Raw genomic sequence first — 21,766 nt, forward strand, 5'->3', positions numbered from 1 at the left:
AAGCAGACCTTGTTGACTTGATTTAATGACCTTCAGTTCTATCTGCTATCTGAGTCGCCTAGTCTATTTTTGATTTGCATTGAGTATAGGTGAGGTAAGACATGTCAAAAATTATCTTTTTAGATGTAGATGGAACTCTGGTGGATTATAATAATAGGGTTCCAGAATCAGCAGTTAAAGCCATTCGCTTGGCACGTGAAAAGGGACATAAGGTCTATGTTTGCACAGGCCGTAGTCGTGCCGAAATGCAAGATGCAATTTGGGATATTGGTATCGATGGAATGATTGGCGGCAATGGCTCCTACGTCGAAGATGACGAAAAAGTTATTATGCACCAATTGATTTCGAAAGAAGAATCCAAACATATCGTCGATTGGCTTCACAGTCGTGGTTTAGAATTTTACCTCGAATCCAATAATGGACTCTTCGCTTCTGAAAACTTTAGAGAAGCAGCCCGCTCAGTTCTAAGAGAATATAGCCTTCGTAAAGGAAAAACGCAAGAAGAAGTCAAAGACCAAGAAGCTGAAGACGCTCTGCATGGATTGATTTACGGGGGTGAGCTTTACCGTGATGACCTCAACAAAGTCAGCTTTATCTTGTCTGATTACCAAGACCACCTTGATTCGATTGAGGAATTTCCCAATCTTGAAGCCCACACTTGGGGTGGACGTGGTGAAACAGCCCTCTTTGGAGATTTAGGGGTTAAAGACATTAACAAGGCACATGCTGTGGAGGTTCTCTTGAAACATCTTGGAGCTGACCGTAAGGACACTATTGCCTTTGGCGATGCTAAAATTGATATTCCCATGTTGGAGTACTGCCAAGTAGGTGTTTCTATGGGGAATGGTGGTCCAGAAATCCTTGCCATGGCCGATATGGTGACAGATGATGTCGAAGAAGACGGACTCTATAATGCTTTTGATAAACTAGGACTTTTTGCCTAATTCTTTTCGAAAATCACATTGAGACCTTGTTTGCAGGATGGACTCCTGTTCTATCTGCATTGACATCGCCTCGTCTGATTTTGATTTTTATGGCATATAAACTAAAAAACACCTAAGATCCGTATCAGATCTTAGGTGTTTCAAATGAAGTTATTTTACAATCGTAAACTAACTACTAATCCGGAAAAACCAATCACAAGGAAAATAAGAGATAAGAATTTACCGATAAAAACAGATGTGAAAATCGGACTTGCTAAAAGCAGAACGCCCAATAGCAAGAGTCCCAAGCCAGATAAGAGCGTACGCTTACCGAATCCCGCTTGCTGAAGCTGATAGCCAGAGACTAATCGCAGGAATCCAACCACCAAAATCCAGTAGGCAATAATCGTGATGACTAAGCGACTGAGTGAAAAGGCTGAGCTACCAAGAAGAATGAAGCCAAAAATGATGGTTACGCTTGCCTGAAGCAGCTGCCAGATGGTTCGTTGAGCGCTGTCGCCACGGAAATAGGTGAGCAAGCCTTGAATGCCCCAAACAAAAATCATAAGGGCGATTAGCCAGCCGATGGAGGCGATGGCTGATAGGGGTTGATTGAAAAGGTAGAAACCTAGTAATAGTGAGAAGAGGCTTGGTAATAGTGTCAATAATTTCATAGAAAACTCCTTTGCTTACAGTATTATAGTCAATAAAGGTCAGACTGTCAAAAATCTACTGTTATCTTTTACATTTTCTTAGTTTTTAGATCTTGTACATGTTTGCAAAATCATGTTGAAATAGTTAGGCTGGTAGCAGGAGGATATTTCTATGAATGTGATTTTCAAGGGGTATCAAGTGCTGTTCTGCGTCTTTTCTGTTCCTTGTCTGAAGGTTAATTCATTTGACGATATTATCGGTCAGATTTAAAGGATTTTCTGAAATATGTTATTAAATTTGAACGGCTTTATGAATGATTTCAGCAATTTCCTGACTGGATTCTATAAAGTTAGAATCAATCCATTTATAGATGATTGTCTTAACTGTTAAGACATAGACATCAAATGCGAATTTTTCAGGGATGTGATAGCCATCTTCCAATTGTTTTTCAAGGTCCACGATGTCAGAATTTTTGATAATCTTTTCCATAAAAGTTGTGACTGTGGCATCGAAATCAGAATGATATTTTTTCCAGACTTGGAAGTAGAAGCCTTTTTCTTTGATGTAATCTAACATTTCGATTAAAACAGGTATTTTAAACAATAGATTCTTGGTTAGAATGTTGTTGATGTCGTTGATAGCGATATTCAGACTTTTCTGCTTAAGGTCATCTAAGCCAGTAAAATGATTGTAAAAAGTGGTACGGCTAGTGTTAGCGCGCTGCACGAGGTCTGTGATACTGATTTTGTTTTGACCCTTTTCTTCTAAGAGCGACGTATATGCAAAAATTATTCTTCCTTTAGCAGGATTTATAGCCATATTAGTCCACCTATTTCATTTCTAATTTTCAAGAATATTATAATTTATTTTTGCGTAATAAACAAACGATGACTGTAGTTTGGTTCCAATTGTTTGGTATTTAAGATAATTAAATAAAAAGGATTTAAGTTTTTGGTACAGGTTAAAGAACGTTTATTGGATAAAATCTTGCCAGCACTAGGATGGTTTGAAAGGAGTCATTTCGTAACCTAAAAAGTGACAAACGAAAAGTTTATAGTCCCCCTTATGTCACAAATGGTTGGAAAATATAAGGATAAGGACTATTGGGGAGACATTTGTGCTACAAAGAGGGAGTTGAGAGCCTTTAAGAGAATGCAAAGTTAGAGGTGCAATGATTAGTGACATAGCTTTCTTAGTCGAAATTTCAGGAGGGCGATAACTTGTAAAAGTGGTTACTGGAAGCAAAAAGTGCTAAAATAGGAAAAGCTGCTTGATATAATCGTAAATCCCATCATCGTAGCTAAAATGGTAATTGATGAGCCTAGCCTAGCAAAACATTATTTTTGACATTACCAGTTCATTTTTTGAAATATTCCTAAAATAACAAAAGTATCGCTTTCTAATAAGGCGATAACTTGTCTTTTTCACAGAAAAAGCAGTCAGAAAAGACATGAGAGAATAAGAATGTCTCAAAAATAATAACCACTTGGTATCAGGAATTGTCGGAAGTCTGTTAAGAATGTCATTTTTCCTAACATAAAATCCGAAAGATCATCAAAAATATATGAAAAAGACTTGACATAAAAATTCTGAAAAATTTATACTATGTTAAGTGAACTAAAATTTAAATCTCGAAAGGAAATACTTATGCTATCAGGAAAAGAATATGTTACTAGTGTTTTTGAAAAAGTAAAAGAGCAAAATGCTCATGAAGAAGAATTTTTACAAGCCGTTGAGGAAGTGTTTCAATCACTTATCCCTGTTTTTGACAAGTATCCCAAATACATTGAAGAAAATCTCCTAGAGCGTTTGGTAGAACCTGAACGCATCGTTTCTTTCCGTGTGCCTTGGGTTGATGACAAAGGTCAAGTACAAGTTAACCGCGGCTACCGTGTGCAATTCTCATCTGCCATTGGTCCATACAAAGGTGGTCTTCGTTTCCACCCATCTGTTAACCAATCCATTGTTAAATTCCTTGGCTTTGAACAAATCTTTAAAAATTCATTGACGGGTCAACCCATCGGTGGGGGTAAAGGGGGATCAAACTTTGATCCTAAAGGGAAGTCTGACCTTGAAGTGATGCGCTTTACACAAAGCTTTATGACAGAATTACAAAAACATATTGGACCAGATACTGACGTTCCTGCCGGAGATATCGGTGTTGGTGGTCGTGAGATTGGCTATATGTTCGGTCAATACAAACGTCTTAATGGCTATGAGAATGGCGTCTTGACTGGTAAAGGCCTCACCTATGGTGGTTCCCTTGCTCGTACAGAAGCAACTGGCTATGGAGCAGTTTATTTTGCTGAGCAAATGCTTAAAGCCCGTGGCGAAGATTTCAATGGTAAGACAGCTATTGTCTCAGGCTCAGGGAACGTAGCCATTTATGCTACCGAAAAATTACATGAGCTTGGTGCAACAGTTATTGCGGTATCAGATTCATCAGGCTATATTTACCACGGTGATGGTATTGACCTTGACCTTCTTAAAGAGCTTAAAGAGGTCAAACGTGCTCGCATCAGTGAATACGTGGAAACACACCCGGATGCCGTCTTCACTCCAGCAGATGAAAATTCTATCTGGAGCTTGAAAGCTGACCTTGCTTTTCCGTGTGCTACTCAAAACGAACTTACTGAAGAAGATGCGAAAGCTTTAGTTGCTAACGGCGTCATTGCTGTTACCGAAGGGGCAAATATGCCATCAACACTCAAAGCTATCGATGTCTTCCATGAAGCAGGTGTTGCCTTTGGACCAGCCAAGGCTGCCAATGCTGGTGGTGTTGCGGTTTCAGCGCTTGAAATGTCTCAAAATAGCCAGCGCACACCTTGGTCATTTGAAGAAGTTGATGAAAAACTCAAGGGTATCATGAAAGATATTTACGACAACTCTGCTTCAGCTGCTAAAGAATTTGACGCAGAAGGCAACCTTGTTGTCGGCTCAAACATTGCCGGTTTCCTAAAAGTAGCAGAAGCCATGTCTGCTCAAGGAATTGTATAAGAAAAGTTGACAGAAGAAGAGGTTGGAATGTCCAGCCTCTTTTTGATAGAAGAAGCTCATAGTGGCGGCATTAGCTACAGATAGGCTTATATTTTCTGATGGAAAATAAAAATCAAAAAATAGATTTTAGTCCAACTTCTATGAAGAATTAATGTTTAGTCAGACCAATGCAAGATTTGAATGACTTTCTGTCCATTTCATCAAGTGTCTTAGAGACTTGGTTCAGATTGAGGAAAAAGTCCATTTTGGATATTTTTCTTCAGTCTTTTTTCTTTCTGGTCAAAAGCAAAAAACGCCCGAAAATGTTGAAATATCAGCGTTTCTAAACATTCAATGATTATCCGTCTTTCTGCTAGATGTCTCCAAATAGCGCATTTTCAGAGGTTCTGTCTACATTTCAGCATCAAGTCTTTAAGACACTTGATGCTGAAATGTTTGTGGTGCGAAAATAAGGAGATTGCCAATAGCTAAAAACGTTAAAACTTCATGATGCCAAATAATGGATTGAATGCGCCTGTGATAGGAAGTATAGGGCTTATTTTAATCCGTTTCATTGATTAGAAGATAGCGTTAGTTTTCATAGTATAGTCAAATGAATTAACAGTCAGACAAGAAAGTGAGACGCAGGCAGTACTTGAGTAGGGCAAGTCGAAAGTGGCGATGTATCAAAATTAATTCAAAAGCCTATAACTATGACATATCTATTTTCGTTAAGTATTAATCCTCTTCAAACACCAAATTCTCTTGTCAACTAGATTTGATGAAGACAGCTCTGTCTGCATTGGAGTTGCCTAGTCTGATTGTGATTTTCATTGAGTATAAGCTGAAAGGTCTCAAGCTTTTTGTTATAATGTCTGACAGTGAGTTATATTATTCAAATAGGAGTTATCATGATTAAAAACATCGTCAAAGATACATTTTTCTTAGGGCAAAAGTCACAGAGAGCAAGTAAAGAAGACCTTTATATTGGTCAAGATTTGCAAGATACGCTCAATTATCATCGTGAGGGTTGTGTTGGTCTAGCTGCCAATATGATTGGCTATCAAAAGCGTGTGATTATCATCAGTATGGGTTTTGTAGACTTGGTCATGTTCAATCCTGAGATTGTAGCTAAAAGTGAGCCTTTTGATACGGAAGAGTCCTGTCTTTCTTTGACAGGCGCTCGTCCGACTAAACGCTATCGTCAGATAAGCGTGACCTATCGCGACAGCAATTGGATGACAAAAACCATCACGCTCAAAGACTTTCCTGCACAGATCTGTCAGCATGAACTGGATCATCTGGAAGGGATTATCATTTAGTATAAAACTGGTAAAACAAATAGGTTGAAGAAATTTAGGAAAAAAGTTACTATTAGTTAGTAATAAAAGCAAGGAGGTTATGAATTGGTCAAACGTATTGGCATCATTGTGGGGAGTGTGCGAGAAAAATCGTATTCTAAATCCCTAGCTAAGGCTATTTCAGGCTTTTTTCCTGAAAAAATAGAGATTACCACTATCCGCATTGATGACTTACCCCTTTTTAATCCTGATTTAGATCAAGACGCAAGCCTAAGACCGGGCAGTTACGAACGTTTTAGAAGAGAAGTGAAGGCTCAAGATGCCTTGATTGTGATTAGCCCGGAGTACAATCGTACCATTCCCGCAGCCCTCAAAAATGCTATTGAAGTCGGGTCGCGCCCAATGACTGACATTTCTTTCAATGGTAAGCCAACTTTGATTATCACCCAATCGGCAGGCAGTATGGGAGGGTTCGGAGCCAATCATCACCTCAGACAGGCACTTGTCTTTCTCAATGCCATTGCCATGCCTCAACCAGAAGTGTATCTATCAGAAATCCATAACTTAATTGATAAGGAAGGTACTATTTTAAGAGCAGATACAGAGAAATTTTTACGAATGGTTGTTAAGAATTTTCTTGGTTTTGCGGGATTATTTTAAAAGTGGCAATGAAAAGAAGGATAAGATCATTAAGTAGGCTAATCCATAATGCTCCTAAACAACAAACAAAAATCATCCAGAGGGTGATTTTTCTTGTTTTTAGGGAACAATTTAGCCTTGTAAAGATAGCTTTTTTAAAAAAGATGAGACTTTTGCTTTGACATAGTGACCACTTTTTTATATTATGTTGTGGTAACTTAGTGACGATATGCTATGTATAGTTATATGGTCACTAAAGAGAGGAGAATAAGGTGACATTACTCGAAGTCAAAAATCTAACCAAAGTATTTGGTAAAAAACCAAAAGCTGCGCTTGAGATGGTCAAGCAAGGCAAGTCAAAAACTGATATCTTAGAAAAAACAGGCGCTACCGTTGGTGTTTACGATGCTAGTTTCGACATCAAAGAAGGTGAAATCTTTGTTATCATGGGTCTTTCGGGGTCTGGTAAATCAACGCTAGTTCGTATGCTCAACCGTTTGATTGAACCATCGTCAGGCAATATTATGCTTGAGGGTAAAGACATTTCTAAGATGAACGCAGAAGAGCTTCGCAATGTTCGTCGTCACGATATTAACATGGTTTTCCAAAGTTTTGCCCTGTTCCCACACAAGACGATTTTGGAAAATACGGAGTTTGGGCTAGAACTTCGTGGTGTTTCCAAGGCTGAAAGAACAAAGGCAGCTGAAAAGGCTCTTGATAATGCAGGTCTCTTGGCATTTAAAGATCAATACCCCAACCAATTATCGGGTGGTATGCAGCAGCGTGTTGGTTTAGCACGCGCCTTAGCTAATAAACCTAAAATCCTGTTGATGGACGAGGCTTTTTCAGCTCTTGACCCCCTAATTCGTCGTGAAATGCAAGATGAACTCTTGGATTTGCAAGATGCTAACAAGCAGACTATCATTTTCATCAGTCACGACTTGAATGAAGCTCTTCGCATTGGGGATCGTATCGCTCTTATGAAAGATGGTCAAATCATGCAAATCGGTACAGGTGAGGAAATTCTTACCAATCCAGCAAATGATTTCGTGCGTGAATTCGTTGAAGATGTCGATAGATCAAAAGTCTTAACAGCACAAAATATCATGATTAAGCCAATTACAACAACACTTGAATTAGATGGTCCTCAAGTCGCGCTTATGCGTATGCATACGGAAGAAGTATCAATGTTAATGGCAACCAATCGTCGTCGTGAATTGATTGGAGCAGTAACTGCAGATGCAGCACTGAAGGCTCGTAAAAAAGGCCTACCACTTTCAGAAGTTGTCGACCGTGAAGTTTTAACGGTTTCTAAAGATACCATTATTACAGACATCATGCCTCTTATCTATGATTCATCTGCGCCAATTGCCGTAACCGATGATAATAACAAACTTCTTGGAGTTGTTATTCGAGGGCGCGTGATTGAAGCCTTGGCAAATGTTCAAGACGATGCAGAAGAAACTGTTGAGAAATAAAGAAAGAGGTAATCTAGTTTGGATATTTTACAAAAAAAATTACCAGTCGCTCAACTGGTAGAAGCGTTTACTGAGTGGATTACAAAGACCTTTTCAGGGCTCTTTGATTTCCTACAAATGATTGGTAGCACTATTATGGACTTTGTTACCAACACCTTGGTTTTCATCAATCCACTATTATTCATTGTTTTAGCTACGGTGGCAGTCTTCTTCTTAGCTAAGAAGAAATGGCAAATCCCAACCTTAACTTTTCTTGGATTCTTGTTTATCTATAATCAAGGTCTTTGGGAACAGTTGATGAATACTTTAACCTTGGTAATCGTAGCAAGTCTTATTTCGATTGTCATTGGTGTCCCACTAGGAATTTGGATGGCTAAAAACAATACCGTTAAGAACATTATCAACCCGATTCTTGACTTTATGCAAACCATGCCAGCCTTTGTTTACTTGATTCCAGCCGTAGCCTTCTTTGGTATCGGTATGGTACCCGGCGTCTTTGCCTCAGTCATCTTTGCCCTACCGCCAACAGTGCGTTTCACTAACTTGGCTATTCGTGAAATCTCAACTGAGTTGATTGAAGCTTCAGATTCATTTGGTTCAACGCCATCACAAAAACTCTTTAAAGTTGAATTGCCACTTGCTAAAAATACAATCATGGCAGGTGTTAACCAAACCATGATGCTTGCACTTTCTATGGTGGTAACAGGTTCGATGATTGGTGCCCCCGGTCTTGGACGTGAAGTGCTATCTGCCCTTCAAAAAGCTGACATCGGTAATGGTTTTGTATCAGGTATTTCCTTGGTAATTCTGGCTATCATTCTTGACCGTGTGACACAAGCCTTCAATGCAAAGTCAGAAGGTGGTAAACCAAAATCCTCGGTCAATAAATGGGTAGGTATCGCAGCACTTGTTGTTTTCTTGGGAGCAGCCCTAGGTCGCGTAGTTGTTAATATGAATTCTGATAAAGTAGGTAATGGCGAAACTGTTCGAATCTCATATATGCAATGGGATACTGAAATTGCATCAACAAACGTCATAGCGACAGTTTTAAAAGATCAAGGTTATAAAGTGGAGATGACGCCATTAGATAATGCGGTGATGTGGCAATCAGTTGCTAACGGTGATTCTGATTTTTCAGTTAGTCCATGGTTGCCAGTGACACAAGCATCACTTTACAAGAAACATAAAGCTGATTTAGAAGATTTAGGTCCTAACCTAAAAGGAACTAAATTAGGCTTGGTTGTCCCATCTTATATGGATGTTGATAGCATTGAAGAGTTATCTAATCAAGCTAATAAAACGATAACTGGTATTGAGCCTGGAGCTGGTATTATGGAAGCAGCTGAAAACTCACAAAACGATTATTCAAACCTATCTGATTGGGGATTGACCAAAGCATCAACTGGTGCCATGACAACTGCCTTGGATAAAGCCATCAAAGCTAAGGATGAGATTGTCATCACAGGTTGGTCACCACATTGGATGTTTTCAAAATATGATTTGAAATATCTGAAAGACCCTAAAGGTTCATTTGGTGCAGAAGAAAATATCAATACCATTGCTCGTAAAGGTTTGAAAAAAGATATGCCTGATGTCTATAAAATCGTTGACAACTTTAACTGGACGACAAAAGACATGGAAGAAGTCATGCTTGACATGAATGACGGCATGTCCCCAGAAAAAGCAGCTCGTAAATGGGTTGATGCTAACGAAGACAAGGTAAAAAAATGGCTACCATAAGCCTTAACAAATCCTAAAGAAGTCGCTGAGTCGGCTTCTTTTTTAGTTTTTTAGAAGCTTAAAATGGTATAATAAAAAGCAAATCGTTTCGAATGATGGTGGGGATTTGGCATTATCATGTTAGAACACTAACCTGATTGAATTCAGACGTTGCCACTAGCGGAAACACTATTTATACTCAATGAAAGTCAAAAGCAGACTAGGCGACACAGATAGCAGATAGAACTGGTGTTCATCAAAGTAAGTCAACAAGGTTTGCTTCTGATTTTCGAAGAGTATTAGTTTTAAAATAGTCAGTCAAAACATTATGATGTCATTGAATGCTTATTTTGAACGGAAAGTTTAGCAGACCCTATCAACACACTGTCATAAAAAGACGATTTGGTTGCACTGGCTTAATAAAAACGAAATAGCTATAGCAGTAAATAATGTAGTGAAACCTAGTATTACTAGTAGAGAAGAGTGAGAAAAAATGTCTATTTATGGTTCCTATGCCCAGTACCTTCCTTTTATCCTCGATGACTTAGAAGAGCGCATTCTAACAGCTAATCAGACGATTAAAGCAGCCACTGGTTTTAAATTATATGAACACTTTCATTCACGGATTAAGACAGAGGACTCCATGCAGGAAAAGTTGGTTAGAAAAGGGTATGCCCAAACGCCACAATCTGCTTTGAAAAAGGTTCGAGATAGCATTGGAATGCGGATTGTCTGTGCTTTTGTCGATGATATTTATAAAACTATCGAGTTATTGCGTGAGATGGACGATATTACTATCGTTGCAGAAAAAGACTATATTCAAAATGCCAAGCCAAACGGCTACCGCTCGTATCATCTCATTCTTGAAATGATAACCTCCTATCCTGATTGTGATGGCAATGAAGAAGGGCGCTATTATATTGAAATTCAACTAAGAACCATTGCCATGGATTCTTGGGCGAGTTTGGAGCATCAAATGAAGTACAAACGGACGATTAAACATCAAGAGATGATTACAAGAGAGCTCAAACGCTGTGCTGACGAGCTAGCTTCTTGTGATTTAACGATGCAGACCATTCGTGATTTGATTCAGATGGATAATCAAAGTAAGGAGTAGTCAATATGAAAATATTATTAGCAGAAGACGAGTTGCAGATGTCGCGTGTTTTAAGCGTTGCGCTTTCACGTGAAGGCTATGATTTAGATGTCGTGCATGACGGACAAGCGGCTGTTGACATGGCTGCTAAAAATGCCTATGATGTGATGGTATTGGATATTATGATGCCAATAAAAACGGGTATTGACGCTCTTAAAGAAATCCGTGCGACTGGTGATGAGAGCCATGTCATTATGTTAACAGCCATGGCAGAAGTAGATGATCGCGTCGTCGGTCTGGACTCAGGGGCAGATGATTATTTGACCAAGCCTTTTTCCTTGAAAGAGTTGCTCGCTCGCTTGCGCTCAATGGAACGTCGCCTTGAGAATATGTCGCCCAATATTATTGAAGTGGGTTCGGTAACATTAAATTTAGGCGAACAGGAACTTTCTGCTGGAAATAGTATACGATTAGCCGGAAAAGAAGCCAAAATGATGGCCTATTTTATGCGAAATCAAGGCAAATGTCTAGCAGCGAATGATATTTTTACCCATGTTTGGACGAAGGATGAACGAGATGAAGTCGATCACACCTATGTTTTTGTCTACGTTTCTTATTTGAGACAGAAATTGCAGGCAATCAAGGCAGATTTAACCATTTCAGATGCTGAGGATGGACAGTTTGTCTTAGAGCAAGTGGAAGGAGAGCGAGATGTTTAAACGCTTGCGCATACGCTTTATCCTTGTTGCTTCCTTAGCCATCTCTATATTGATGGCAACCATTCTTGGTATTACAACCTCTGTACGCTATTTTCAAACACAAGGTGAAATTTCGGCGGTTTTAGAGGTCTTATCTGAAAATAAAGGTAGCTTTCCGAGTTTGGATGAAACGAAGAAAAAACTCGGACAACCAACCAATAAAGATACACTTAGTAAATATCGCTTTTTAAGTGCTAGAATTGCTAGTGATGGAACAGTGTATGATATTAATACCAGCAATATCTCTGAACTATCACCTGAAGAAGCTATTTCCTATGCTGAAAGTCTGGCTAAAAGTGGTCATGAAACCGGACACTTTTCAGATGGCTTGCGTTATTATGCCTACCAAGTGAACCAGCTAAAGAGTGAAGAGACGTTTGTCGTCTTGCTAGATGCGACCGGTATTCTAGCAGAGTATCAAGCTCTCTTGAAAATATCTATTTGGTTAGGGCTTGGAGGAATTATCTTCTTTACGGTGATTATTAGTGTCCTGTCTAAAAAGGTCATCGAACCTTACGTGCGTAACTATGAGAAACAAAAACGGTTTATTACCAATGCCGGACATGAATTAAAAACGCCATTAGCTATTATTTCTGCCAATAATGAACTAGTGGAGTTGATGAACGGCGAATCTGAGTGGACACAGAGTACAACCGTTCAAGTTCGGCGCCTCACAGACTTGATTAATCAAATGGTAACTTTGGCTAGACTTGAAGAACAAGAGGATGTTGTGTTACGTGATTTAGACTTCTCAGCTATTGCAAAGGATGCGGCAGAAGATTTCAAAGGCCTCGTGATGAAGGATGGAAAAACGTTTCGAATGGATATTGCACCTGATATCCACGTTAAGGCAGAAGAAAAGTCACTATTTGAATTAGTGACCATTTTGGTGGATAATGCTAATAAGTATTGTGACCCGGGTGGTGAAGTACGTGTATCGCTGAAATCAATAGGAACTGTTTCTAAAAAGGCTAAACTCAGTATCTCGAATACTTATAAAGAGGGGAAAAATATCGATTATAGTCGATTCTTTGAGCGTTTTTATCGCGAAGATGAGTCGCACAATAATCAGCGAAAGTCGGGATATGGGATCGGTTTATCAATGGCAGAAAGCATGGTTAATTTGTTTCACGGCAAAATTGCTGCTCATTATAAAAATGATGACATTACCTTTACCGTTATTCTGTAAGATAGCTTACTGTGCCAAAGTCAACTCTTCTTTAACCTTATCAATAAAGGCTTCTACAATCTCGGAAGTCTTTTTCTGATTAGAGATGACATAGCCTAAGGTATGAACTGGACTATCAGATAGAGGAACCAGTTTGATGTGTTTTTTTACAAATCCTGTCACAATCCCCAGCCCAGAAGCATAGGCTTGTGTTGCTAAAAGCATGTTCATCAAACTCCCACGGTCATTGGCATAGATGACTTTTTGGCCATCTTCAATCGCCAAGGGATCCTCATCAAAGGTCATGCCAGAATCATCCTGACTAAAGCGGATTTGGGCGTAGCCCTGCAAGTCGGCTATGGTCAGCTCTTTTCTGTCAGCTAAAGGGTGCTTCTCACTCAAAAAGATTTTTGTTTGAAAGTCTCCTAGTGGTATGAAGGACAAGTCTTTTTGTTTGAAGCTTCTTTCTAAAATAGCTTTGCTGCTATCATCAAGGTAAATAATCCCCAAGTCACTTTGAAAAGAGGCAACACTATCAATAATGGCTTTTGTAGTGGTTTCAACTAGCTGAAATTCTTGATGAGAATCGGAAAATTGTTCCGAAATAGCTGCCAAAGCTTGAGATAGAAAGTCATAGTGGTGACTCGCAACAACAAAACTTTTCTTAAAATCTTTATGATAGCGATTTTGGAGCAAGTCTAATTCACCAATAATCCGTTTAGCGTATTTGATGAAATCATAACCGTCATCGGTCAATCGAGTACCGGTATTTGAGCGAACAAATAGTTGAACGCCAAGTTCATCTTCGAGTTGATGAATGGAAGCAGAGAGATTGGGTTGGCTAACAAACAAGCGTTTGGCTGCTTCGCTAAATGAACCAGCATCTGCAATCGCGATAACGTAACGGCATTGTTGAAAATTCATAGGACCTCCAGGATCATGTACTAGGACTATTATAACAGAAAAAAAGTATCTTACTATTTTTCAAAAATCTGTTAGCAACTGTTAAGGAAGCTATAAGTTTTTCTTATACCCACCTATCAAAAATAAAGATTTGGCAGGACAACATTGGCGTGTTAAGATATTATAGTCAAATGAATTAACTTTCAGAACAAGGAGCAGAAAGTTGCGGGCAGTACTTGATTTTCGAACAGTATGAGTAGAGCAAGTCAAAAGTGACGATGCACTAAAGTTAATTCAAAAGATTATAACATTAAAAAAAGAGAGGTAACATGTCATGGGGAAACCAATTATAGGCATTACAAGCACTGAAACAAAGGTATCACCTGACGGCTTGATGGTTCATAGCTCAGTGTCTCGACACTTTGCGCGTGCAGTCATCAAAGCTGGTGGGGTACCAATCCATATACCAGTTTGTAGCCCAGACATGGCTGAAGCATATGTTACAATGATTGATCGCTTGATTTTATCTGGTGGTCAGGATGTTCAGCCTTCTCTTTATCATCAAGAAAATGATAGCGATACTAGCCTTTATTTTCCAGAGCGAGATGCGTTCGAATTTGCCCTTGTTCAAGAAGCCATTCGCCAGAAAAAGCCAATTATGGGGATTTGTCGAGGGATTCAACTTTATAACACGGTACAAGGTGGTAGCCTGAATCTTGATATTAAGGGGCATCAGTACGAAAATCCAGAAGTTCTTGTTCATGGTATTTCAGTTGAAAGAGGAAATGCTCTTCACGATATTTTTGGAAAAAAAGGTGCAGTCAATTCCCTACACCATCAAAGTATCAAGGATTTGGCACAAGGATTGGAAATTATAGCGCGTGATAGTAAGGACGAAACGATTGAAGCTGTTCAGTCGAAAGATAAGCGTAGCTTTCTCGGGGTACAGTGGCATCCAGAATACCTTTTGGACATCAATCCGAAAAGTCAGACCTTGTTTAATTATTTTATCAGCCTATAGTACGTCGCTAATGACGATTGCAAGCAAAAATACCCTATAATGATGTCTATTATGTTGAAAAGTTCCGAAGTGTGATGTTTTACTTCGGAACTTTTTTCTACCATTTGTCAAGTTTATCAAGGGTTTCAGTTAAAAAATACGATAATACAGTGACTGTATAGAGATTGCTGACTCATTTCCGTCACTCATTTAGTTAAAAAGGGCATGCCAAAACAACGCCCTATATTGGAAATGTTTTGATAAGGTGTTACCCTGCTAGGGCATGGACGACTTTAATGATTTTGGGTTGAAGTATAATCGTAAAGTTTGTTATGCGTTATGAGGTAATACATTGTCCTGATGAAGCGATGTATAGAGGCAATTGCATATGGCTTAGTTGAAGTCATCTGCGATTGTCTTTTTCGTTTCTCATAGAGGTCAGCGATATGACACGCCTTAGTGTGGCTGGCTGCAGCGATATTGTGAATACACTTGAATAGAATCTTTCTGGCATAAGGGGTTATGTTGTTTTATTTTAGAAATAGTCAACAATCTTTCGTAGCTACCTAATAACGAGGTATCTATCATGATTTTTTTATCCACCAGTATACTGTTAGTAGAAAATAGAACTGGAGGCTATCGTCACATCACAACCTATTGTCTTTTTAGAGGGCACACAGTCTCGGCGTTTTGGGAAGAAAACTAGAACTGAGCTTCTGATGATTTGCCGTAAAGTTTTTGACAAGATAAGCTAGTGAGTTAATACCCTGTCTGATATTTGTTTTCCCGCAAATGAGGATGCTCCTGTCCTAAATCGCTTAGAGTAACGGTCATAATATAGTTTTTGAATTAACTTAGCTCCATGGTCACCTTTGACTTGCCCTACTCATACTCAATGAAAATCAAAAGCAGACCTTGTTGACTTGATGTGATGACCTCCAATTCTATCTGTGTCTTAGTTCCTTGTCTGTAAGTTAATTCATTTGACTATACCTTATCTAGAATATCAGTAGCTTGTCCAGAGGAGGTGAACGAAGTAGAAGGAAAAAGTCAGAATCTCTGTATGCACGGCAAATAATTAATATATTTTTATCAAATTTTCATAAGACTGGTAATGGTTCTAAGAGATTGCCGTTTATAGGTAACAATATAGAAGAAAAAGAATGGGGAGGCTGGCTACCTTGTTAAGAAGAACTTACAATTATCTTATACTAATCAATCATATTTCTATCATAAATTAAAAAATCAAAATATTTTCAGACTACTTATATTCCTTGTTTTTCTTTTATTATTTCTTCTTTTTAGTGACAAGGGTACTACTAATAGCTTAATATAATCAGCTTTCTCATTATCAAAAATAATTTGAATTTTTGATAAATTTTTTGTTAATATTGTCACTAACACATATTGACACACCAGATGGCTTCTGTTACAATCATTCATATTCAATAATATGTTAATATTGGTATATATTATTAATAAGTGATTAGAGGGAAGAAATGAATGAAGTCTTAAGACAAGAAAAAAAGTATTTGATTACCATAGAAGATTACTATCGTTTGTCTAAACAGTTTTCACAATTACTGACTTTGGACTCGCATAGTTCTGGTGATGGCTACTGTATTCGATCCTTGTATTTTGATTCGTTAGAGGATAGGGATTGGCAGGAAAAAGAAGATGGTGTAGATTTACGCCGTAAGATTCGTTTTCGTAATTATGGCAGCCACAGCCAATTTGCAAAATTAGAAATGAAGCAAAAGCAAGGTGCCAATCAAAAGAAGCGGTCTTTACGCCTATCTAGAGAGGATGCACAGGAGGTGATTAGGGGAAATAATTCAGTGTTGCTATCTTATCCAGATGATTTTGCGGCAGAATGCTATGCCGTGATGAGTATGAATCTTTATAAGCCTAAGGCTGTCATTGAATACCAGCGAAAAGCTTTTGTCGCAAAAGAAAATAATATTCGGATTACCTTTGACCATCATATTATTGGGACCGAGTCCTGCTATGAAATTTTTTCAGAAAACTTGAACCAATATTATCTTTTAAATCCTTATTTGGTGATTTTAGAAGTTAAGTATAACGGATTTCTTTTATCTTATATCAAAGAGATGTTGGCTTCTATAAATGGGAGCGAGTTGTCGGCAAGTAAATACTGTATGGGTAGAGCTATCAGCAAACATTACAGATTTTAAAATAGTGGTTATTGTTTAAGAGAAAGGATTAACAATGAAACATTTATTGAGAAATATTTTAGAGCAAAATGGTAATTTGAGCTTCCAAGATATGCTACTACATATTCTTGTAGCGACTTTACTGAGTGGGGCTATTTATATTTCCTATGCTTATACGCATAGTGGGACATCTTATAGTAAAAAATTCAATGTTTCCTTAATGACTTTAACGGTCTTAACAGCAACAGTAATGACAGTTATTGGAAACAATGTGGCTCTATCCTTGGGGATGGTCGGTGCCTTGTCTGTTGTTCGTTTTAGAACGGCTATCAAGGATTCGAGAGATACTGCTTATATCTTTTGGACAATAGTAGTCGGTATCTGTTGTGGCGTTGGAGATTATGTCGTTGCTTCCTTGGGGAGCGGTGTTATTTTTATCTTGTTATGGATTATGGGTAGGGTCAGAAATGAAAATCGTCTGTTGTTAATTGTACGCTGTGACAGATTACTTGAAGTAGCAGTAGAAGGCATTTTTTTCCAATATTTTGCAGGCAAGGCAATTCAACGCGTTAAAAATTCGACGGCTGATTCCATCGAAATGATTTTTGAGATATCCAAAAAAGATTATGATAAACAACACCAAGAAGACAATCAGCTAACAGAGAAGGTGTACCAATTGGGGAATATTGATTATTTCAATATTGTCAGCCAGAGTGATGAAATTAATGGGTAGGCTTATGAGAAGAAAAGTTATTTATGTAACGACTCTTATGTGCCTTTTCTTATTTATTATTTTGGCGGTTGGGCTACCTAAGCACCATCATCAGAGGGTTCATCATCACCAACTGCTTTCCTATCCTACCAAGAAGGAGGGGAAAGGGCTCAAGAGTCATCTACCTATCATTAGCATTGATACTAACCATCAAACTATCCCTCTCGTGATGAAAGAAGCAGGAAAGTACATTAAGGAGAAAGATAATGTTTCAGCAAAAGTGGAACTTCGTGACCAGCTTGATCGTCCTCATGACATCAACGAAAAGCCTAGAGTGACAACAAAGGCTTTGGTTACCTATCGAGGCAATTCTTCCCGTTATTTCGATAAAAAGTCTTTAAAAATCAAGTTTGTCACAAAAAACTTAGATAAAAAAGAGTATGGGATTGCAGGTATGTCTAAAGAATCTGAATGGGTCTTGCATGGTCCTTTCTTAGATAGGAGTCTTGTTCGGAATTATCTTAGCTATAATATTGCCGGTGAAATAATGGACTATGCTCCAAATGTTCGCTACTGTGAACTGATTGTTAATAAGACTTATCAAGGGCTTTACCTTGTTGTTGAGAGTATTGAACAGGGGAAAAAACGTGTTGACATTGAAGAGAGTGATAAAAAGCTTCATAAAACCCCTTATATTGTGGCTTGGGATCGAGAACATAAGGCTGAACAAAAACTTGATAATTACCTCCACTATAGTCATCAAGCTGGGGTTTCAGCGCTAGATGTTAAATACCCGGGCAAGAATAGATTGACGTCAGGACAGTTAGCCTTTATTAATAAAGATATTAGTCATATTGAAAAAATACTCTACTCCTATGATTTCAATCAGTATCCTAAATACATAGATCGACAATCATTTGCAGACTATTTTATTATTAATGAATTTTTTCGAAATGTAGATGCTGGGAAGTTTTCAACCTATTTATACAAAGACTTACGTGGGAAATTTAAATTGGTGGTTTGGGACTTTAACAATGCTTTTGATAATCAAATTGAGGGAAGGGTTGATGAAGCAGATTTTACATTGACAGATGTCCCTTGGTTTTCAATGTTGGTCAAGGATCGAGAATTTATTGATTTGGTCATTCAAAGGTACCGAGAATTGAGGCAGGGGATTTTGGCAACAGATTATTTAAACGCTTATATAGATGAAACGGTTTCTTTTTTAGGTCCAGCTATTGAGCGAAATAATGACAAGTGGGGCTATGTTTATCAACTCGAACAAACTGACACCAGAAATTATTTACTGCCTTTGGACCGTAATATGACGAGTTATGATCAATCAGTTGATCAGCTGAAAAACTTTATTAGGCGAAGGGGAAGGTGGCTAGATAAGCATATTGAGACTTTATACCAATACAGTGCCCCTTCTAAGAATGATAATACTACTTTGGAGTAGAAGAGTATGAAAAAATATTTAAGTATTGTCGGTTTATTGACCTTCTTGCTGAGTTTTAGCTATTATTTTTATTACTTTGATGGGAGCCTTTATCTGCCAAACAGGCTTTTTGAAAAATCTATCGAAACTAACTTTCAGGTCAAGGGTAAGTCTATTTACCATTCACAGTCTGGTAAGCCTTTTCAAGTAAAAGGTGTTGATTTGGAATCTTCTCTTGCAGGGTATCACCAAAATGAGTTTCCCATTGAAGAAGCAACCTATCGGAAATGGTTTCGGGAGATTGCTGCCATGGGAGCTAATACCATTCGAGTCAAGGTACCGATGAATGTTGCCTTTTATGATGCTCTTTACCATCATAACCGCGAAGAAAAGACTCCCCTTTATTTATTGCAGGGATTTCGGGTTGATTCCTATCGAAATAATGCAGCTATGACCGCTTTTGATCCTCCTTATCTAGGTTATTTACTACGTGAAGCTAAGGGAGTTGTGGACATTATTCATGGTCGCAAACAGGTTTGGAATACAGATTTTGGTAGCAGCCATTACCATTATGATTTGAGTAAGTGGCTGCTTGGTTATATTGTTGGGGATGACTGGCACAGTGGGACGGTAGCTTATACTAATCACCAACAAAAGACTCAGCGGTTTAAGGGAAATTATTTTACAACGTCACCCAATGCTAATTCATTTGAGGCGATGTTAGCAGAAGTGATGGAAGAGGTGATTCATTATGAGAGTAAAAAATATGGTTGGCAACACCCCATCAGTTTTTCAAACTCTCCTATGACAGATCCTTTTTCATACCATAAATTTTTTGAGGCTCAGGCACCTAAATATGTTTCACTCAATATTGAACATATTAAGCCGAGTGCTCAGGTCAAAGCTGGTGTATTCGCTTCTTATAAAGCTTTAGATTTTCATCCAGATTATAAAGACTACCTTCTCTTTCAGCGAACGGGAGTCAACGATGAAACGATTAGTCAGGTTAAAGCCCTATCCTTAGCTCAAGGATATGTCAGATTATTGACTGCCTTTCATAAAAAGCCCGTTCTTGTTACAGGCTTTGGTTATTCTACGGCTAGAGGAGTAGATAAAGATAGAATTGATCAAACTGAACTGCCGATGACTGAAGAAGTACAAGGGAAACGTATTGTGGCTGATTATAATTCCTTCATTGATTCTGGAACGGTGGGAGCAACTATTAATGCGTGGCAAGATGATTGGAATGCAAGGAGTTGGAACACCTCCTTTGCGACAGATAAACACAGCAATTTTCTTTGGGGAGATGTGCAAGTCTATAATCAAGGTTATGGTCTTATGGGCTTTAAAAATGCACTGAAAACGCATCGTATTGATGGTGAAAAGGGAAAGAAAGAATGGCAAGTTCCTCCTCTCGGAAAACAGAGGAAAGGACGCCGCTTGTTTGTTGATAGCGATCAAACCTACCTTTATTTAGGCTTAGAAGGTAAGCTTAGTGGTAGCAATCAAGAACTTGTTATTCCGATAGATGTTACCCCAAATTCAGGTAGTCAAAAGGCAACTGGTATTTCGGCGAGCTTTGAAAAAAACAGTGATTTTTTACTCTTGCTTAATCCTAAAGGTCAATCGCGGTTGCTGGTTCAAGAAACTTATAATGCTGTTAAGGCAAACTATTTAAAGCAGATGAATGGTAAAGATTTTTACGCTTATCCACCTGAGAAAGATTCAAAACAGTTTGACTTGGTTACGATGGTTTTACGTAATACAACTATTGTTGAAGATATTGAAAAAGCGGGACCAGACAAGAGATACCTGCCAACTTTCCCAACGGGGCTCTTAAGAAAGGGAATTAATCACCACGGGGTCAAGATGATTGATTCTCAAACAGATGTTGTCTTTGGGAAAGAGTTTACTGAGATACGGATTCCATGGCAACTGTTGAATTTTTCTAATCCAGCTACAAAGCGAATTCACGATAATTATTTTCAGCATTATGGTGTCAAACAAATGGAAACTAAAACGATTGCTCTCGGATGGGGTCTAGCACAGTCACAAGATACTATTAGTATGGCTGACTATCCTTTAGCCAGTTGGGAAAGACCTAAGGTTAAGACTTTTCTAAAAGAGTCATACTCTATTATTAAAAGAGAGTGGAGGAAGAAAGGAGAGTAGCAATATGGTACATCGTGTTTTATATTTTTATATTATGATTTGTGTAGCGTTGATTATTTTTAATCTTAGCTATATTCTTAAGCAACGTTTTACTCAGTCTCAAAGACCTCATTTCTTTGATCATTGGAAAAAAGGCTCTAAACACTAGGGTGGAGGAGAAGCATGAAACTATTCTTTACCTTTTTGCAGGTATCACAGCTCATTTTTTTGGTGCTTTTGATTGTTTATGCCAGTTTTTTAATCGTTTCTCTCGTTATTGGAGGGGTTCATCTTTATGAAAAGCGAAAAAGTAAAGCAAACTTAGCAGTTTGTTCAGATTGAAGACAAACTTGCTTTTGTAGGTTTGTCTTTTTTGATTTCTCCTATTTTTGAAGTGAAAAATGGGGAATCAAACTGAATTTGACCAAAATAAAAAGGCTTCCCTGCCATCATTTTAACCAATTTTTTGATATTTAAACACGCCAAAGTTAGCCCAACCTTATCTTCCATTTTGGACTTACCTTTCTCTCTCGTGTAACGTAGATTGTGATACTCCTTAGCCGTCCCAAAGAGGCGCTCTATTGTCTCTTTACGTTTCTGGTAAAGCTCTTTCATCCCTCTTTGATGGCGGATATCTTCACAGATTTCTAGATAGTGCTTCCAAATATGGTGGGTG

17 protein-coding genes and 3 pseudogenes are annotated in these 21,766 nt (G+C 38.3%); 15 read left to right on the forward strand and 5 right to left on the reverse strand.

Annotated features, from left to right (window positions below):
- Positions 1-101 precede the first annotated feature (101 nt).
- Positions 102-944, forward strand: a complete 843-nt coding sequence (locus A3IA_RS0104245) for a Cof-type HAD-IIB family hydrolase (protein WP_018380109.1) — start codon at positions 102-104, stop codon at positions 942-944.
- 155 nt (positions 945-1,099) lie between these two features.
- Here the strand turns inward: A3IA_RS0104245 and A3IA_RS0104250 are convergent, their stop codons facing one another.
- Positions 1,100-1,597: a DUF308 domain-containing protein gene (locus tag A3IA_RS0104250; RefSeq protein ID WP_018380110.1), complete on the reverse strand. Its 498-nt coding sequence runs from the start codon at positions 1,595-1,597 to the stop codon at positions 1,100-1,102.
- A gap of 271 nt (positions 1,598-1,868) precedes the next feature.
- Positions 1,869-2,396 carry a TetR/AcrR family transcriptional regulator gene (locus A3IA_RS0104255; protein WP_018380112.1) on the reverse strand — a complete coding sequence of 176 codons (528 nt, stop codon included), beginning with the start codon at positions 2,394-2,396 and terminating at the stop codon, positions 1,869-1,871.
- 828 nt (positions 2,397-3,224) lie between these two features.
- Between A3IA_RS0104255 and gdhA the strand changes: the two genes are divergently transcribed.
- The 8 genes from gdhA to A3IA_RS0104300 all read left to right on the forward strand — a co-directional run bounded on the left by gdhA (position 3,225) and on the right by A3IA_RS0104300 (position 12,733).
- A complete protein-coding gene (gene gdhA, locus A3IA_RS0104265; protein ID WP_018380114.1) occupies positions 3,225-4,574 on the forward strand; it encodes an NADP-specific glutamate dehydrogenase in 1,350 nt (449 codons plus the stop codon).
- Between the two features lie 890 nt (positions 4,575-5,464).
- The gene (locus tag A3IA_RS0104270; protein WP_018380115.1) at positions 5,465-5,875 is read left to right on the forward strand and encodes a peptide deformylase; all 411 of its coding nucleotides are present in this window, start codon (positions 5,465-5,467) and stop codon (positions 5,873-5,875) included.
- Positions 5,876-5,959: 84 nt separating this feature from the next.
- Positions 5,960-6,514 carry an NADPH-dependent FMN reductase gene (locus A3IA_RS0104275; protein ID WP_018380116.1) on the forward strand — a complete coding sequence of 185 codons (555 nt, stop codon included), beginning with the start codon at positions 5,960-5,962 and terminating at the stop codon, positions 6,512-6,514.
- A gap of 251 nt (positions 6,515-6,765) precedes the next feature.
- Positions 6,766-7,971, forward strand: a complete 1,206-nt coding sequence (locus A3IA_RS0104280; protein ID WP_018380117.1) for a quaternary amine ABC transporter ATP-binding protein — start codon at positions 6,766-6,768, stop codon at positions 7,969-7,971.
- Between the two features lie 18 nt (positions 7,972-7,989).
- Positions 7,990-9,711, forward strand: a complete 1,722-nt coding sequence (locus A3IA_RS0104285) for an ABC transporter permease/substrate binding protein (RefSeq protein WP_018380118.1) — start codon at positions 7,990-7,992, stop codon at positions 9,709-9,711.
- 472 nt (positions 9,712-10,183) lie between these two features.
- The gene (locus tag A3IA_RS0104290) at positions 10,184-10,807 is read left to right on the forward strand and encodes a GTP pyrophosphokinase (protein WP_018380119.1); all 624 of its coding nucleotides are present in this window, start codon (positions 10,184-10,186) and stop codon (positions 10,805-10,807) included.
- Between the two features lie 5 nt (positions 10,808-10,812).
- Positions 10,813-11,505, forward strand: coding sequence for a response regulator transcription factor (locus tag A3IA_RS0104295; RefSeq protein WP_018380120.1), 693 nt, complete (start codon positions 10,813-10,815; stop codon positions 11,503-11,505).
- On the forward strand, positions 11,498-12,733 hold the full coding sequence (locus A3IA_RS0104300; protein ID WP_018380121.1) for a sensor histidine kinase: 1,236 nt from the start codon (positions 11,498-11,500) through the stop codon (positions 12,731-12,733). Before A3IA_RS0104295 ends, A3IA_RS0104300 begins: the two co-directional genes overlap by 8 nt.
- 6 nt (positions 12,734-12,739) lie before the next feature.
- Here A3IA_RS0104300 and A3IA_RS0104305 read toward each other — a convergent pair whose 3' ends face one another.
- A complete protein-coding gene (locus tag A3IA_RS0104305) occupies positions 12,740-13,636 on the reverse strand; it encodes a LysR family transcriptional regulator (protein WP_018380122.1) in 897 nt (298 codons plus the stop codon).
- Positions 13,637-13,949: 313 nt separating this feature from the next.
- Between A3IA_RS0104305 and A3IA_RS0104310 the strand changes: the two genes are divergently transcribed.
- Complete coding sequence (locus A3IA_RS0104310; RefSeq protein ID WP_018380123.1) at positions 13,950-14,636, forward strand: gamma-glutamyl-gamma-aminobutyrate hydrolase family protein; 687 nt, start codon at positions 13,950-13,952, stop codon at positions 14,634-14,636.
- Positions 14,637-14,908: 272 nt separating this feature from the next.
- On the opposite strand, the pseudogene A3IA_RS12550 reads toward A3IA_RS0104310, so the two are convergent.
- Positions 14,909-15,133 (reverse strand): annotated as a pseudogene (locus A3IA_RS12550) (IS110 family transposase); the annotation flags it as partial.
- 981 nt (positions 15,134-16,114) lie between these two features.
- On the opposite strand from A3IA_RS12550, the gene A3IA_RS0104315 reads away from it, so the two are divergent.
- The 5 genes and pseudogenes from A3IA_RS0104315 to A3IA_RS13595 all read left to right on the forward strand — a co-directional run.
- Positions 16,115-16,810, forward strand: a complete 696-nt coding sequence (locus A3IA_RS0104315; RefSeq protein WP_018380124.1) for a polyphosphate polymerase domain-containing protein — start codon at positions 16,115-16,117, stop codon at positions 16,808-16,810.
- Between the two features lie 34 nt (positions 16,811-16,844).
- On the forward strand, positions 16,845-17,522 hold the full coding sequence (locus A3IA_RS0104320) for a DUF4956 domain-containing protein (RefSeq protein ID WP_018380125.1): 678 nt from the start codon (positions 16,845-16,847) through the stop codon (positions 17,520-17,522).
- Complete coding sequence (locus A3IA_RS0104325; protein WP_026217553.1) at positions 17,515-18,960, forward strand: CotH kinase family protein; 1,446 nt, start codon at positions 17,515-17,517, stop codon at positions 18,958-18,960. The genes A3IA_RS0104320 and A3IA_RS0104325 overlap by 8 nt, the downstream gene beginning before the upstream one ends.
- Before the next feature lie 6 nt (positions 18,961-18,966).
- Positions 18,967-21,111: a hypothetical protein gene (locus tag A3IA_RS0104330; RefSeq protein WP_018380127.1), complete on the forward strand. Its 2,145-nt coding sequence runs from the start codon at positions 18,967-18,969 to the stop codon at positions 21,109-21,111.
- Between the two features lie 162 nt (positions 21,112-21,273).
- Positions 21,274-21,414, forward strand: a pseudogene (locus tag A3IA_RS13595) (glycosyltransferase); the annotation flags it as partial.
- Here the strand turns inward: A3IA_RS13595 and A3IA_RS11830 are convergent.
- Positions 21,384-21,766, reverse strand: a pseudogene (locus A3IA_RS11830) (transposase); the annotation flags it as partial. The pseudogenes A3IA_RS13595 and A3IA_RS11830 sit on opposite strands and share 31 nt — an antisense overlap.

This window comes from Streptococcus thoraltensis DSM 12221, assembly GCF_000380145.1.
GTDB lineage: Bacteria > Bacillota > Bacilli > Lactobacillales > Streptococcaceae > Streptococcus > Streptococcus thoraltensis.

Excerpts from the sequence above, each read along its gene's own strand:
- A3IA_RS0104300 (WP_018380121.1), top strand. The coding sequence starts at position 11,498 with ATGTTTAAACGCTTGCGCATACGCTTTATCCTTGTTGCTTCCTTAGCC.
- A3IA_RS0104305 (WP_018380122.1), bottom strand. The coding sequence starts at position 13,636 with ATGAATTTTCAACAATGCCGTTACGTTATCGCGATTGCAGATGCTGGT.
- gdhA (WP_018380114.1), top strand. The coding sequence starts at position 3,225 with ATGCTATCAGGAAAAGAATATGTTACTAGTGTTTTTGAAAAAGTAAAA.
- A3IA_RS0104325 (WP_026217553.1), top strand. The coding sequence starts at position 17,515 with ATGGGTAGGCTTATGAGAAGAAAAGTTATTTATGTAACGACTCTTATG.
- A3IA_RS0104315 (WP_018380124.1), top strand. The coding sequence starts at position 16,115 with ATGAATGAAGTCTTAAGACAAGAAAAAAAGTATTTGATTACCATAGAA.
- A3IA_RS0104245 (WP_018380109.1), top strand. The coding sequence starts at position 102 with ATGTCAAAAATTATCTTTTTAGATGTAGATGGAACTCTGGTGGATTAT.
- A3IA_RS0104290 (WP_018380119.1), top strand. The coding sequence starts at position 10,184 with ATGTCTATTTATGGTTCCTATGCCCAGTACCTTCCTTTTATCCTCGAT.
- A3IA_RS0104295 (WP_018380120.1), top strand. The coding sequence starts at position 10,813 with ATGAAAATATTATTAGCAGAAGACGAGTTGCAGATGTCGCGTGTTTTA.
- A3IA_RS0104330 (WP_018380127.1), top strand. The coding sequence starts at position 18,967 with ATGAAAAAATATTTAAGTATTGTCGGTTTATTGACCTTCTTGCTGAGT.
- A3IA_RS0104270 (WP_018380115.1), top strand. The coding sequence starts at position 5,465 with ATGATTAAAAACATCGTCAAAGATACATTTTTCTTAGGGCAAAAGTCA.
- A3IA_RS0104320 (WP_018380125.1), top strand. The coding sequence starts at position 16,845 with ATGAAACATTTATTGAGAAATATTTTAGAGCAAAATGGTAATTTGAGC.
- A3IA_RS0104255 (WP_018380112.1), bottom strand. The coding sequence starts at position 2,396 with ATGGCTATAAATCCTGCTAAAGGAAGAATAATTTTTGCATATACGTCG.
- A3IA_RS0104310 (WP_018380123.1), top strand. The coding sequence starts at position 13,950 with ATGGGGAAACCAATTATAGGCATTACAAGCACTGAAACAAAGGTATCA.
- A3IA_RS0104250 (WP_018380110.1), bottom strand. The coding sequence starts at position 1,597 with ATGAAATTATTGACACTATTACCAAGCCTCTTCTCACTATTACTAGGT.